This window comes from Devosia sp. MC532 (genome assembly GCF_016461625.1).
GTDB lineage: Bacteria > Pseudomonadota > Alphaproteobacteria > Rhizobiales > Devosiaceae > Devosia.
Genome location: NZ_JAEMNZ010000018.1, coordinates 20,773 through 33,595, shown reverse-complemented (window position 1 = coordinate 33,595; position 12,823 = coordinate 20,773). Strand labels below are relative to the sequence as shown.

Annotated in this window: 14 protein-coding genes; 3 read left to right on the top strand and 11 right to left on the bottom strand. The window is 58.1% G+C overall.

The window, feature by feature from the left end; genetic code table 11:
• Positions 1 to 504: 504 nt before the first annotated feature.
• Positions 505 to 1,806, bottom strand: coding sequence for a peptide antibiotic transporter SbmA (sbmA, locus tag JHC09_RS16445; RefSeq protein WP_199532865.1), 1,302 nt, complete (start codon positions 1,804 to 1,806; stop codon positions 505 to 507).
• Positions 1,807 to 1,982: 176 nt separating this feature from the next.
• On the opposite strand from sbmA, the gene ttcA reads away from it, so the two are divergent.
• Both ttcA and JHC09_RS16435 read left to right on the top strand, forming a co-directional pair.
• On the top strand, positions 1,983 to 2,843 hold the full coding sequence (gene ttcA / locus JHC09_RS16440; protein WP_199532869.1) for a tRNA 2-thiocytidine(32) synthetase TtcA: 861 nt from the start codon (positions 1,983 to 1,985) through the stop codon (positions 2,841 to 2,843).
• A complete protein-coding gene (locus tag JHC09_RS16435; protein ID WP_199532864.1) occupies positions 2,840 to 3,652 on the top strand; it encodes an inositol monophosphatase family protein in 813 nt (270 codons plus the stop codon). The genes ttcA and JHC09_RS16435 overlap by 4 nt, the downstream gene beginning before the upstream one ends.
• 65 nt (positions 3,653 to 3,717) lie before the next feature.
• On the opposite strand, the gene JHC09_RS16430 is transcribed toward JHC09_RS16435, so the two are convergent.
• Positions 3,718 to 4,968, bottom strand: coding sequence for a multidrug effflux MFS transporter (locus tag JHC09_RS16430; RefSeq protein WP_210338187.1), 1,251 nt, complete (start codon positions 4,966 to 4,968; stop codon positions 3,718 to 3,720).
• A 102-nt stretch (positions 4,969 to 5,070) separates the two neighbouring features.
• Positions 5,071 to 6,303 carry an MFS transporter gene (locus tag JHC09_RS16425; RefSeq protein ID WP_199532863.1) on the bottom strand — a complete coding sequence of 411 codons (1,233 nt, stop codon included), beginning with the start codon at positions 6,301 to 6,303 and terminating at the stop codon, positions 5,071 to 5,073.
• A 144-nt stretch (positions 6,304 to 6,447) separates the two neighbouring features.
• Between JHC09_RS16425 and JHC09_RS16420 the strand changes: the two genes are divergently transcribed.
• Positions 6,448 to 6,738, top strand: a complete 291-nt coding sequence (locus tag JHC09_RS16420) for a Dabb family protein (protein WP_169195062.1) — start codon at positions 6,448 to 6,450, stop codon at positions 6,736 to 6,738.
• Positions 6,739 to 6,783: 45 nt separating this feature from the next.
• Here JHC09_RS16420 and grxD read toward each other — a convergent pair whose 3' ends face one another.
• From grxD to JHC09_RS16380, 8 genes are all read right to left on the bottom strand, one after another.
• Positions 6,784 to 7,116, bottom strand: coding sequence for a Grx4 family monothiol glutaredoxin (gene grxD / locus JHC09_RS16415; RefSeq protein WP_169195061.1), 333 nt, complete (start codon positions 7,114 to 7,116; stop codon positions 6,784 to 6,786).
• 111 nt (positions 7,117 to 7,227) lie between these two features.
• Positions 7,228 to 7,854 carry an HAD family hydrolase gene (locus JHC09_RS16410; RefSeq protein WP_199532862.1) on the bottom strand — a complete coding sequence of 209 codons (627 nt, stop codon included), beginning with the start codon at positions 7,852 to 7,854 and terminating at the stop codon, positions 7,228 to 7,230.
• A gap of 1 nt (position 7,855) precedes the next feature.
• The gene (locus tag JHC09_RS16405) at positions 7,856 to 8,233 is read right to left on the bottom strand and encodes an HIT family protein (protein ID WP_169195059.1); all 378 of its coding nucleotides are present in this window, start codon (positions 8,231 to 8,233) and stop codon (positions 7,856 to 7,858) included.
• Positions 8,230 to 8,541, bottom strand: coding sequence for a DUF6665 family protein (locus JHC09_RS16400; RefSeq protein ID WP_248309059.1), 312 nt, complete (start codon positions 8,539 to 8,541; stop codon positions 8,230 to 8,232). Before JHC09_RS16400 ends, JHC09_RS16405 begins: the two co-directional genes overlap by 4 nt.
• A gap of 3 nt (positions 8,542 to 8,544) precedes the next feature.
• Positions 8,545 to 8,778, bottom strand: a complete 234-nt coding sequence (locus JHC09_RS16395; RefSeq protein ID WP_169195058.1) for a BolA family transcriptional regulator — start codon at positions 8,776 to 8,778, stop codon at positions 8,545 to 8,547.
• Between the two features lie 98 nt (positions 8,779 to 8,876).
• Positions 8,877 to 11,102 carry a phosphoribosylformylglycinamidine synthase subunit PurL gene (gene purL / locus JHC09_RS16390; RefSeq protein ID WP_199532861.1) on the bottom strand — a complete coding sequence of 742 codons (2,226 nt, stop codon included), beginning with the start codon at positions 11,100 to 11,102 and terminating at the stop codon, positions 8,877 to 8,879.
• 23 nt (positions 11,103 to 11,125) lie between these two features.
• Complete coding sequence (gene purQ, locus JHC09_RS16385) at positions 11,126 to 11,794, bottom strand: phosphoribosylformylglycinamidine synthase subunit PurQ (RefSeq protein WP_182394025.1); 669 nt, start codon at positions 11,792 to 11,794, stop codon at positions 11,126 to 11,128.
• A 314-nt stretch (positions 11,795 to 12,108) separates the two neighbouring features.
• Entirely contained in the window at positions 12,109 to 12,708 is a 600-nt protein-coding gene (locus JHC09_RS16380) for an ankyrin repeat domain-containing protein (RefSeq protein WP_248309060.1), read from the bottom strand.
• Positions 12,709 to 12,823 lie beyond the last annotated feature (115 nt).

Genomic DNA, 12,823 nt, shown 5'->3' with positions numbered 1-12,823 from the left:
GCTGGGGAGGCCGAAAGGACGCGCCCAATGGCCCGAATGCCGGTGCCGTTGAGATACATCTGAACGGCCTGCGCTTTTGTCTGAGCGCTGAATTTAGGGGCGCGATCAGTAAAGTACCGACCACACTCCTTACAGCTAAATCGCTGGTAACCCGCCTTGAGACCGCGCTTGACCGTGGCAGTGCTAGAACAATCTGGACAATTCATCTCAAACCCTCCGGCAAATCCCCCCCAAGCAGTCAAACTAGAATCCCAAATGAGCAAGTTGTAAACAGTCCCCCCTGGTAGGGGGAGGGATTGGATCGCGTATGTTGGGGGGACGTGCTGTACCCCCACCCGGCCTCCCCCTGATAGGGGGAGGGGAAGGCAGTGTTGGTGGGGAGAGGCGGGTTTGAACTCGGTCTGCTCCTCCCCCGCCTGCGGGGAGCTTGGGTGGGGGACCTGACTACGACCGCCAATAAAAAAGCCGCCCCGGGGGGCGGCTTTGGTCGAGTGTGCAGATCTATCAAACGCCCTTGGGCTGTGCTTCTTCGCTCGGTAGCGGGCCGAAGTCCGCATCGGAGGCGAGGTAACGCGGATCGTCATAATCGACCCCCGATACGCTACCCGGCGGGATCGCGGCTTCGAAAGCGCGCAAACGTTTGTAGACAGAGATCAGAGAGATGATCGTCGTCCAGGAATTCGCGAGGAACTGGAACGAGTTTTCAACCTGAGCGAAGGCGTTCGAAATCTGCTGGAACAGACCTAGGGTAAGCACACCAGCGGCAATCGAGGGCGACATCGCGATCAGCGGAATGAAGTTCGACCCTTGCAGGTACACGTAACGGGCGACGTTGAAATAGAGGTAGTGCCCGTAGAGACGGAAGTAGTTGCGCTGAACGTCGAGGAAGAACTCCCGCGCTTCTAAGGGGCGGGCACGGTCCTGGTGATCTTCGCCATAGACCAGCTCCTTACGGAAGGCTGCTTCCACCCGTTGGTTCTGGAATTCGAGCCCTGGCAGCTTAATCCCGACTGTCGCGAGCAGGGCCGTACCGGCTGCGGCTGATACAAGGGCCACCCAAACAAGGCTTCCGTTTACTGCGCCGACAAGCGGCAGCTCGGTGATGTTCTGCGATAGGCTCCACAGCAGCGGCAGGAAAACCAGCAACGTCATGATCGAGCCGACCAGTGCCGAGGCAAGGCCCTCAACGATGTTAGAGAAGCGCTGGGTATCTTCTTGGACACGCTGGGATGCGCCTTCGATTTTGCGCATTTTGGGCCAGTGGGTCATGTAGAAGAAGGTCATGGCCCGGCGCCAGCGGAACAGATAGTGCGCCATGAAGAAGGCGTTGAGTACGAGCGCTGCAATGCGGGGCAGCAGCACATAGAGCACGGTGAACAGCTCACTGTAGATCTGATCCAGCGTGACACTGCCGGGCGTGGTCATCGCGCTTTGCAGCAGATTGTAGAACTCACCATACCAAGAGTTCATCCACGCGCCGATCTGCACGTCGAAGAATACGACTTCGACGATGGTGACGGTGCCGACAACACTCCACCAGTACCAACGTGGATTATTACCGATCCAGTACCAAGGGATACAGAAGAGGTAGCCCGCCATCAGCACATATTGATAGAGCCAGACCTTGCCCGGCGTTAGAAAAGGCTCTGCCTGCCCCTCAACAATGGGCTGGCCTAAGATGGGGCCAAGGCTAATGACGCTCTCTAATGCCGGGCCAACAGAATACCAGCCGATCAGGCAAAGGATGGTCCAAGCTAAGGCGCTGCTGAAAAAAAGCTTAGGGTCAGGGAAAAAGGAACGAAACACCGAACTCTCCCGGGGTCTTTAACTGGATCTATCTAGCGAGGAACTAGAGATTCACACAAGTTACACTGCGGTAAGTAAGTGCGTTCACGAGTTTGCCTTTCCCTTTCAATTCCGGGCTATCGGCGGTATCAGCAAGCTTACGTCTGATGAAGAGAGTTTTGCCAATGTCCGCGGTGATGGAAGCCCAAGCTACGCTGGATGAGGATGCTGATACCGGTATCCATCCCATCTTCGCGAAAGCGCCGCGTTCGGTGGAATTTAACAAGCTGCGTAAGCGCCTCATTCGCAATACTCGCGAAGCGCTTGAGAAGTTCGCCATGGTCCGTCCGGGCGAGAAGTGGCTGATTGCGCTGTCGGGCGGCAAGGATAGTTATGGGCTTTTGGCGCTGCTGCTCGACCTTAAGGCGCGCGGCATGCTGCCGGTTGAGCTGTTGGCGTGCAATCTCGACCAAGGGCAGCCGAATTTCCCGAAGCACATCCTGCCAGCGTTCTTGAGCGAATTGGGTATTGAGCACCGTATCGAATACAAGGACACCTATTCGATCGTGACCGATAAGCTGCCGCAGGGAGCGACATATTGCTCGCTGTGCTCGCGCTTACGGCGCGGCAATCTCTATCGCATTGCGCGCGAAGAGGGGTGCACGGCGCTGGTGCTGGGACACCATCGCGACGACAGCCTCGAAACCTTTTTCATGAACATGTTCCATGGCGGCAAGCTGGCGGCAATGCCGGCGAAACTGGTCAATGACGAGGGCGATCTCGAAGTTCTGCGTCCTCTGATTTTCTGTGCGGAAGAGGATTTGCAAAAGTTCTCCGACCACATGCAGTTCCCGATTATTCCATGCGACCTGTGCGGTTCGCAGGATGGGTTGGAGCGCGATGCGATGAAGGCCATGCTCACCGATATTGAAAAGCGTATGCCGGGCCGTAAGGATACGATGATCCGGGCCATGGGCAATATCAATGCCAGCCATATGCTGGATACGCGCCTGTTTGATTTTGCGTCCCTTGCTGCTCAGCAGAAAGTTGCCGAATGAACATCGACCGTCTCGCCGCGATTTTGAAACAAGCCGCACAGCAGGAAATCTTGCCGCGGTTCCGCAAACTCGATGAGGGCGCGGTACAGACCAAAACCAGCGCTTTTGATCTGGTGACCGAGGCGGACGTCAACGCCGAGCGCGTGATTACGGCGGCGATCAATGAGCATTCGCCGCGCCATATTGTGATTGGCGAAGAAGCGGTCTCTGCCAATGCGGCACTGCTCAATACCAACTTCGAGGATCGAGTCGTGATTTACGTCGATCCCGTTGATGGAACGGCTAATTTCGTGGGTGGGTTGCCGCTGTTTGCGGTCATGGCTGGCGTGGTGCAGAATGGGGAAACCGTCGCGGGCGTGATCTATGATCCGATGGGCGATGATTTCGTTATGGCGGAGCGTGGGTGTGGCGCTTGGCAGGTGTTTCCCGATGGTCGTCGCAAGCGTCTGAAATATGCCGATCCAGTGCCGGTTTCAGAAATGGGCGGGCTGACGTCAACCACCTACATTCCAGAACCACACCGTCGCGAGGTTTTGGGCAATCTTAGCCTTGTGAAGGTGACCGCCAATTATCGCTGTGCGGGTCATGAGTATCGCCTCGCTGCCGATGGGCACGTGCACTTCCAGATGTACAACAGGACCATGCCTTGGGATCACGTGGCGGGTTCGTTGATTGTCGAGGAAGCGGGCGCGCATGTGGCCAAGCTGGATGGTTCGCCCTATCGCGCTGCAGACCTTGATGGTGGGCTGCTTATCGCGCCTGACAAGGACAGCTGGCAGGCGCTGCGCCGCGAGGTCTTTACGTTCTAAAGCGGAAGACGATCCGAGAATAAAGAAAAGGCCGGGTGCTGTGGAGCGCCCGGCCTTTTTGGTTCTTAGTGTTCCGAGATGATCGGCTCGGCATTGGCATATTGCTCGCCCACGCCAAAAAGCTTGCCCTTTTCGGCGATGAGCACGCAGACCAGTGCCATGACGCCCATGGTGAAATAGCCCGCTGCAACGTTGAGCGCAGAGTGGTTGAACATCTGACCGATCACCATGCCCATCAACGCCCCACCAACGGTTTGGATGAAGGCGAAGGTGGCGGCGGCCGTGCCTGCGACTGCACCCAATGGCTCCATCGAAAGCGAGTTCATGTTCGAGCTGGTCCAGCCGAATGAGAACATGATGATCGCCAGAAGCGGATAGAAGACGACAAAGGGCAGATTGTTGGTCAGGGCCAGAATGGTCATGACGGCACCGAAGGTGGTGTAGACCAAGATGGCACCATGGGCGAGGCGACGCATGCCCATGCGCCGAACGACGCGAGAGTTGGTGAAGGACGAGACAGCCATGAGGGCGCCGATGCCCGCGAAGGCTGCGGTGAACCACAGGCCAAGCCCATAGACTTCGACGTAAACCTGTTGGGCCGAAGAGATGAAGCCCATGAGTGCGCCGAAGAGGAACATGCCCGCGAGGCCATAGAAGAACGCCGTGCGGTTCGTGCAGACGATGCGGAAGCCAGAGGCGATGCTCTTGATGCTGAGCGGACGGCGCTTGTCTTCGCTGAGCGTTTCATCGAGCTTGAAATAGCCCCAGATCATGATGGCCAAGGCCAGCACGCCCATGAAGATAAAGATGTTCTGCCATGGGCCGGTGAGGAGAAGTACCTGACCAATGCTCGGGGCAATGATGGGGATCGCCATGAAGACCATGAAGGTCAGAGACATGACCTCGGCCATTTCGCGGCCAGAGTATTTGTCACGAACGATGGCGGTGCAGATTACGCGCGCGCTGGCGGCGCCCATGCCCTGAACGAAGCGCAGCACCAAGAGAGTCGTGAAATCCTGCGCAAAGGCGGCAGCAATGGCGGCGATGATATAGACGGTGATGCCAGCAAACAGAGGAATGCGGCGGCCAAAGCGGTCGGTCAGCGGGCCGAATGCCAGAACGGCGATGCCCATTCCGAGGGTGTAGGAGGTGACGACGAACTGCCGTTCGTTCTCGCTGACAACCCCTAGGGCTTCGCCCATGTAGGGCAGGGCGGGCAACATGACGTCGACAGCAATAGCGTTCATCGTCATCAGTGCCGCTATGAGGGCAATGAAGTGCGGGCGCGAAATCGCGCGCGATATCCGATCTGTCATTATCAATACCTAGAGGTCGGCGAGGAGTAGCCGACGATTAGAAACGCGCGGACCATGAACCCGTTGCCAGCTTTTGGCAAGGCAACGGGCGAAATGGTGTGATTAATGTTGCATCGCAGTTTTGACCGCGAAATTTTTGTCTTTGATTTCGTTGATCGGGATGTGGACCGCAGCGGAGGCCAGGCCCAAGAGAATGCCGAGATACCACATCAGGTCATAGGCACCGGTCAGATCATAAACCAGACCGCCCAGCCAGACGCCGAAGAAGGAACCGATCTGGTGGCTGAGGAAGGCAATGCCATAGAGCATGCCCATGTAACGCGGGCCGAAGAAGAGGGTCACGAGCCCAGCCGTGAGCGGGACAGTGGAAAGCCAAAGTAGGCCCATGACTGCGCCGAAAATGTAGGCGCTTATTTCCGTGACGGGCAGGAAAACAAACCCCGCAATGGCGAGCGCGCGGAGGAAGTATATGAGCGCAAGCAGGAGCTGTTTGGGGAGGCGTGAACCGAGCCAACCGGAGAGGAGCGAGCCTGCAACGTTAAAGAGGCCGATAACGGCGATTGCCCAGCTGCCCACTTCTGGCGAAAGGCCGCATTCGACCAGATAGGCCGGCATGTGAACGCCGATAAAGGCGAGGTGGAAGCCGCAAACAAAGAAGCCAATGACCAGGAGGCGATAGGAGCCATAGCCCCAGGCGCGCGACAGGGCCTGCATGAACTTCATATCGGCTTCGCCCGGCACGGACTCAGCGCGACCACGCAGGGCGCTGGAGAGTGGGATGATGAGCAAGAGGATCAGCGCGATCCAGACAAGCGCCATCTGCCAGCCGAAGGCAGAGATGAAGCCCTGACCGAGCGGGGCGAAAATGAACTGGCCCGCCGAGCTTGCTGCGGTGGCAATACCAAAAACAAAGCTGCGCTTTTCGGCGGGGACCACACGGCCGAAGGCGGCCATGACAACACCAAATGAGGCCACGGCGATACCGACGCCGGTGATGATGCCGGTGGTGAGGGTGAGGCTGAGAATGTCTGGCGAGAAGGCCATGCCCAGAACGCCAGCGGCGTAGATTAGCCCACCAAAGGCGAGTACGCGCGCAGAGCCATATTTATCGGCCATTGCTCCGGCAAAGGGCTGGGTGAGACCCCAAGCCAAGTTCTGTATCGCCATGGCCATGCCCCACTCCTGACGGGTGAGGCCGAGATCTTCCGTAATGGGTAGGGTGAACAGTCCGAAGGCGCCACGCGTGCCGAAACCAATTGCGGCAATAATGCAGCCCGCCAGAATAATGATGGGCAGAGGGAAATTGAGACGTGGAGCAGATGCGGACGCGGACATGACTCACCTATTTGTGCGCGGCGACGCTACGCCTAAGGCGAGATCACGAAAAGCAATAATAAATCATGGGCCGCATCACGATCTGTGATGACTTGACGTTTTGGGCATTTGGCACGACATGGCAGGGGACTGCATGAGGATACCATGATCCGCCATATCGTTCTTTTTACTGCAAAATCGCCGGACCTCGTTGATGAGGTCGTGGCTGGCCTGTCGATCCTCAAAACCATTCCCCATAGCCTCAAGTTTGAGGTGACGCGGAACACTAAGGTTGATCTCTACGGCAATGAGGTCGACGTGGTGGTTTATGGCGAGTTTGCCGATCAGGCGGCGCTCGATGCTTATAAACAGCACCCGACTTACGCCGAGTCCGTGGCGCGGGTTCGGCCGATACGGGACGTTCGCTTCGCAGCTGATGTGGTTGTTTCAGAATAGTAAAAAGCCCCGCCGAAGCGGGGCTTTTGCTTTAGGTGGCGCTAATTAAGCAGCCTTAACCGCAACGCCAGCCTCTTCGAGGTGCGTCTTCAGTTCGCCGGACTGGAACATCTCGCGCACGATGTCTGCGCCGCCGATGAACTCGCCCTTGATGTAGAGCTGTGGAATGGTTGGCCAGTTGGTGTAGGCCTTGATGCCTTCACGCAGTTCGCCGCTTTCCAGCACGTTGGCCGAGCCGAATTCGAGGCCGAGATAGTTGAGAATCTGGACGACCTGACCCGAGAAACCGCACTGCGGGAAATCGGGGGTACCCTTCATGAACAAGAACACGTCGTTGGACTTGATGCTGTTGTCGATGAAGGCGTTGATATCGGTCATGGGAAAAACCTTTCGAGAAATCCGGGTTCAAGGGCCGGGTCAAGTTGGCTCTTAAATAAGATAGGCGTGGCCGTCTGTCGAGGTGGGCGCATCGGTATTTGACGATGGGCGTTAGAGGCGGGCGGCGATCCAAGGGTGAGTGGTGAAGCTCTCGAGCCGGTCGTAGATCATGGCTTCCCAACCGGCCTTGCGCGCGCCGTCGACAATTTTCGGCGTATCGTCAAAGAAGAGTGGAGGCTCGCTCTGCGGGCCGATTTTACCGCTGATGAAGTCGAAATAGGCTTTTTCGGGTTTTCGAGCGTTCGTGCGTGCTGAATGGAACATATCGTCGAAGATGTCGCCGAGGCCGGTGTTGGACCAGAGCCAAACCGCGCGGATGTGCTCCTGGTTGGTGGCGATGTAGAAAGGGTTGTCGTTTTTGGCGCGGAAGTCGCGGATGGCGTCAACAAGCGGTTGGTTGAGCACGCTGTCTTTCTTGAGCCAATAGTCCAAGAATTTCATCGTTGAGCCTTTGTAGCCCAGCGAAGGAAGGCGTTTGTCGAGGGCTTCAATGACCGACATTTTGCCGGTCGTTACCTTGGTAACAAAGATGTCGAAGATGAATTCGTCGGTGAAGCGCTTTGGGTCAATGCCCATGTCGGCCTTGAGAGTAACGTCCCAACGGCGTGATTTGTTCGCGTCGTGGTTCATGCCCTCGATAAGCACCCCATCGATATCAAAGACAATGGCTCTGCTCATATCACTCCTGCCCTTCGATTTTGAAAATGCGGCGGATGCCGTTGCCTTCATGCGGGTCGCCGGAATAGCGGGCGATCATATGCAGATGTGTATGGAATACGGTTTGCCCTGCTACTGCACCGACGTTCCAGCCCATGGTGAAACCTTCGGGCGAGGACGGGGCAAGCAGATCGCGGGCGAGGGCAATGGCGTTGGCAAAATCCTGCCATTCCTCTGGAGACAGCTCGAAAGGTGTTTCGCTATGGCGTTTGGGGATGACCATGACGCCATGGGCAAAGCGGGTGTCGGCGTGGCGGAGCATATAAAAATGCTCGGTGGCGGCGACGGGACTATCAAAGAGGAGATTGTTGGCGAGGCAGAAGCGACAGGCCTCAGTCATTCCTCAATCGCCCCGAGTGTCAGCAACACCTGGCGGGGGATTTTGAGGTCGGCGATGATTTCGTCGTGGTGTTCAAAGCCAAGCAGTTCGCGCTGGACGAAATAGCCCCAGACCGCGTCGCGGGCTTCGGCAAGGGCCGCTTTGCGGTCCTCGCCTGTTTCCAATGCGGCAATGGCATTGATAACGCGCTTTTCGGCGGCTCCGAGGGAGTTCGCCTTCTCTGCCATGATCTCATGTTCGATGGTCGCGGTGCCGACCTCTGGTCGGACCATGCGAATGATATCGAGAGACGTGCGCAGATCGCTCAAGGCTTATTCCGGAACGTTGGTCTGGAGCGCGAGAGCGTGAAGGGCACCGCCCATGTCGCCGTTGAGAGCTGCGTAGACGAGCTGGTGCTGGGCCACGCGGGTCTTGCCGCGGAAGGCTTCAGAAATGACGTGAGCAGCGTAGTGATCGCCGTCGCCAGCCAGATCACGGATTTCAATGACGGCATCGGGCAGGGCGGCTTTGATGCGGCGCTCGATTTCAGTGGCGTCCATGGCCATGGGTAGTCTCCCTGCTTGAATAGTGTTTGTGCAAAATGGGCACATGCCAAGATATGGCATGTGCCCATGAGGTCTTCAACCGGGGCGATGCGCCGCGATTAGCTGTTCATGTAGTTCGGGAACCAGCTTTCGTGTGCTGACTTGAGATCGGCCACCTTGACAGCGCGTGCGCTGCCAAGGGCGAGGCTGTCGCCACCGGTAATGCCGATCCAAGGGGCGTGGATGCCCCGCAGCTTCGCTTCGTCCCACAATCCGGCTATTTCAGACCTTTGCGGATCAAGGTTGAGGGTGATGAGGTAACGGCCTTGATCTTCACCGAAGAACGTCTTCACCGGGTCATTGCCTTCAACGTCGGTGACGGTCGCGCCGATATTGCCGGCAATGGCCATTTCCGCGAGAGCAACGCCAAGGCCGCCATCGGACAGATCGTGGCAAGCGGTGACGACGCCGGAGCGGATCAACTTGCGGACGAAATCGCCGGTTTTACGTTCGGCGGCAAGGTCAACGTGTGGCGCATCACCATCGCGACGATCAAAGAGATCGCGCAGATAGATCGACTGGCCGAGGTGGGTGCCGCGTTCGGCTGGACCACCGATGAGCAGGATTGGCTGGTTCTCAGCGACAAAACCGATGCGGACCGACTTTTCCCATTCAGGTAGAAGGCCAACGCCACCGATGGTCGGGGTCGGCAGAATGCCGCGACCATTGGTTTCGTTGTAGAGCGAGACGTTGCCCGAGACGATTGGGAAATCGAGCGCACGGCACGCCGCGCCAATGCCTTCAACGGCCTTGACGAACTGGCCCATGATTTCTGGGCGTTCAGGATTGCCGAAGTTGAGGTTGTCGGTGGCGGCCAGTGGTTCTGCGCCGGTTGCCGTGAGGTTGCGCCAAGCTTCGGCAACAGCCTGCTTGCCACCTTCAAACGGGTTGGCTTCGCAATAGCGCGGGTTCACGTCTGAGGTGAAGGCAAGGCCCTTGTGCTCTGCGCCGTCTACACGAATGACGCCAGCATCGCCGCCGGGGCGCTGCATGGTGTTACCCTGAATATAGGTGTCATACTGTTCGTAGACCCAGCGGCGCGAGGAGCACTGATGGCCGCCAACGAGCTTCAATAGCGCATCAGCAATGTCCATCTGCGGCACGTCATCGGCAGCGAGGGCAGCTGGAATGACGGGCTCAGTCCATGGACGGTCATATTCTGGAGCTTCGTCGCCGAGTTCCTTGATCGGAAGGTTGGCGACTTCCTGACCCTGCCAGAGCACGCGGAAGCGCAGATCATCAGTGGTGACGCCAACGGTGGCGAAGTCGAGTTCCCACTTTTCGAAGACCTTGCGAGCTTCGGGCTCTTTTTCTGGGTGGAGAACCATGAGCATGCGCTCTTGGCTTTCCGAGAGCATCATCTCATAGGCGGTCATGTGGTTTTCACGCACAGGGACCTTGTCGAGATTGAGCTCAATGCCGAGGTCGCCCTTGGCGCCCATTTCGACAGCCGAGCAGGTGAGGCCAGCCGCGCCCATGTCCTGAATAGCAATCACGGCACCAGTGGCCATGAGTTCAAGGCAAGCTTCGAGCAGACGCTTTTCGGTGAAGGGGTCGCCAACCTGAACGGTTGGGCGCTTTTCTTCGATGTCATCGCCAAATTCGGCAGATGCCATGGTCGCGCCACCAACGCCGTCGCGGCCGGTCTTGGCGCCGAGGTAAACCACGGGCAGACCAACGCCTTCGGCCTTGGAATAGAAGATCTTGTCGGTGTCAGCCAAGCCAGCCGCGAACGCGTTGACGAGGTTGTTGCCATTGTAGCGGGCGTCGAATTCGACTTCGCCGCCAACGGTTGGCACGCCGAAGGCATTGCCATAGCCGCCTACGCCAGCCACCACACCATTGACGAGGTGACGGGTCTTTTCGTGTTCTGGAGCGCCAAAACGCAGAGCGTTCATGGCGGCGACTGGGCGAGCGCCCATGGTGAAGACGTCACGCAGAATGCCGCCAACGCCGGTCGCTGCGCCCTGATAGGGCTCGATGAAGCTTGGATGGTTGTGGGATTCCATCTTGAAAACGACGGCCTGACCATCGCCGATGTCGACGACGCCAGCGTTTTCGCCCGGGCCCTGAATAACCCGTGGACCAGAGGTCGGCAGAGTGCGGAGCCATTTCTTGGAGCTCTTGTAGGAGCAGTGCTCGTTCCACATAGCCGAGAAAATACCGAGCTCAGTATAGGTCGGCTCGCGGCCGATGAGATCGAGAATCTTCTGGTATTCGTCCGGCTTGAGGCCGTGGGAAGCGACGAGTTCAGCGGTGACAGCGGGGTCTTGTGCGAAGGTCATTGCAAGGTTCCGGCAGCTAGAGTTCAGGCGACCTGAGAGAGGGCAGCAGCAAAGAGCGCGCGCCCATCATCACCGCCATGAGCGGCTTCGATCAGGTTTTCTGGATGAGGCATCAGGCCGAGAACATTCTTGGTGTCATTGAAGACGCCAGCGATGTTGTTGATCGAGCCGTTTGGATTGGTGCCTTCGGCGTAGCGGAACGCCACTTGGCCATTGCCTTCGACGCGAGCGAGGGTTTCGGCATCGGCGAAGTAATTGCCGTCGTGGTGGGCAATCGGGCAGCGGATGATCTGGCCTTGGGTGTAACCCTTGGTGAAGGCGCTGTCGGTGTTGACGACTTCGAGCTTCACTTCACGGCACGCAAATTTGAGCGAGGTGTTGCGCATCAGCGCGCCGGGCAGGAGGCCGGCTTCGATCAGGATCTGGAAGCCATTGCAGACGCCGAGAACTTTTACGCCCTTGGCGGCACGTTCGCGGACCTTGTCCATGATCGGCGAGCGGGCGGCGATAGCGCCGCAGCGGAGGTAGTCGCCATAGGAGAAACCGCCGGGAATAACGATCAGGTCAGTTTCTGGAAGATCGGTATCCTGATGCCATACGACATCGGGCTTTACGCCCCCGATCTTAGTGAGCGCCGCGATCATATCGCGGTCGCGGTTAAGGCCTGGAAACACGATGACAGCTGCCTTCATCGGTCAATCCTTTATGCATTGGGGGACGCGAGGTCCTTGTGGTGAGTCTTGGGCAAAAAGGCAAGCCAAAAGGTCAGTTTGAGGCGAATGGATGAAGGGTGGTGGAGCAGTGTGGTGTTTGCGGATCATCCCGTCGAGCCTCCCGCTGGTAACGGGGCGGGGAAGGAGCCGTTGAGGGGGGCTTATAGAAGCGGGAAGGCCCCCTCACCCGGCCCAAGAGGGCCGACCTCTCCCCGTGGGGGCGAGGTTAAGAAAGATAAGGCCAACCTATTTCCATGGGGCCGAGGTAAGACAGAGTGGAGGTGTTAGGGGGATTACGTGCCGCCGTGGGCTTTGAGAAGGGCTGCCATTTCGGTGAAGCCACGGGCCTTGGCGTGGGCGAGGGCGGTTACGCCGTCGTTGTCGGGGATGTTTGGATCGGCCCCAGCCTCTAGCAGTGTTTTGACGATCTCAACAAAGATGGGGCCGCCATTGGTGAGAACGACAGCTTCCATGAGGGCTGTCCAGCCGAGGCGGTTGACGTGGTCGGGGGCAACGCCAGCGTCGAGTAGAGCGCGCACAGCTTCCGGGTGGCCTTTTTCTGCCGCAGGGATGACGGCGGTGCCGCCGAAGCGGTTGACGCTTTTAAGGTCAGCACCATTGGCTAGGGCGAGTTCTAGAATCTCAACGCGGCCTTGGGCACCAGCGACGAGGTAGGGGCTATCCGAGATATTGTCCTTGGCGTTGACGTCGGCTCCGGCGGCGATGAGCTTTTCGGCAGCTGCGATGTCGTTCTGCCACGTCGCGACGAGGAGGGCTGTTTGGCCCTCGCTATTGCGCTCTTCGATATCGTTGCCGGCAGTTATGGCCGCTGTCAGTTTGGCGATGTCGCCTTGTTCTACCGCTTTCAGCACTGAAGCATGAGCGGAGGTCATCGACATCACCAATACTCCGACAATTGTAAGGTAGCGCATGGAATGTCCCCGATTTGGTCGGGGGACGGTGGGCGCACTTTAGGGCGAATGATGGGCGGAGCAGTGTTTCGCTGTC

Coding starts and splice junctions, on each gene's coding strand:
- ttcA (WP_199532869.1), top strand. CDS start 1,983: ATGGAAGCCCAAGCTACGCTGGATGAGGATGCTGATACCGGTATCCAT.
- JHC09_RS16435 (WP_199532864.1), top strand. CDS start 2,840: ATGAACATCGACCGTCTCGCCGCGATTTTGAAACAAGCCGCACAGCAG.
- JHC09_RS16430 (WP_210338187.1), bottom strand. CDS start 4,968: ATGACAGATCGGATATCGCGCGCGATTTCGCGCCCGCACTTCATTGCC.
- JHC09_RS16425 (WP_199532863.1), bottom strand. CDS start 6,303: ATGTCCGCGTCCGCATCTGCTCCACGTCTCAATTTCCCTCTGCCCATC.
- JHC09_RS16420 (WP_169195062.1), top strand. CDS start 6,448: ATGATCCGCCATATCGTTCTTTTTACTGCAAAATCGCCGGACCTCGTT.
- grxD (WP_169195061.1), bottom strand. CDS start 7,116: ATGACCGATATCAACGCCTTCATCGACAACAGCATCAAGTCCAACGAC.
- JHC09_RS16410 (WP_199532862.1), bottom strand. CDS start 7,854: ATGAGCAGAGCCATTGTCTTTGATATCGATGGGGTGCTTATCGAGGGC.
- JHC09_RS16405 (WP_169195059.1), bottom strand. CDS start 8,233: ATGACTGAGGCCTGTCGCTTCTGCCTCGCCAACAATCTCCTCTTTGAT.
- JHC09_RS16395 (WP_169195058.1), bottom strand. CDS start 8,778: ATGGCCATGGACGCCACTGAAATCGAGCGCCGCATCAAAGCCGCCCTG.
- purL (WP_199532861.1), bottom strand. CDS start 11,102: ATGACCTTCGCACAAGACCCCGCTGTCACCGCTGAACTCGTCGCTTCC.
- purQ (WP_182394025.1), bottom strand. CDS start 11,794: ATGAAGGCAGCTGTCATCGTGTTTCCAGGCCTTAACCGCGACCGCGAT.
- JHC09_RS16380 (WP_248309060.1), bottom strand. CDS start 12,708: ATGACCTCCGCTCATGCTTCAGTGCTGAAAGCGGTAGAACAAGGCGAC.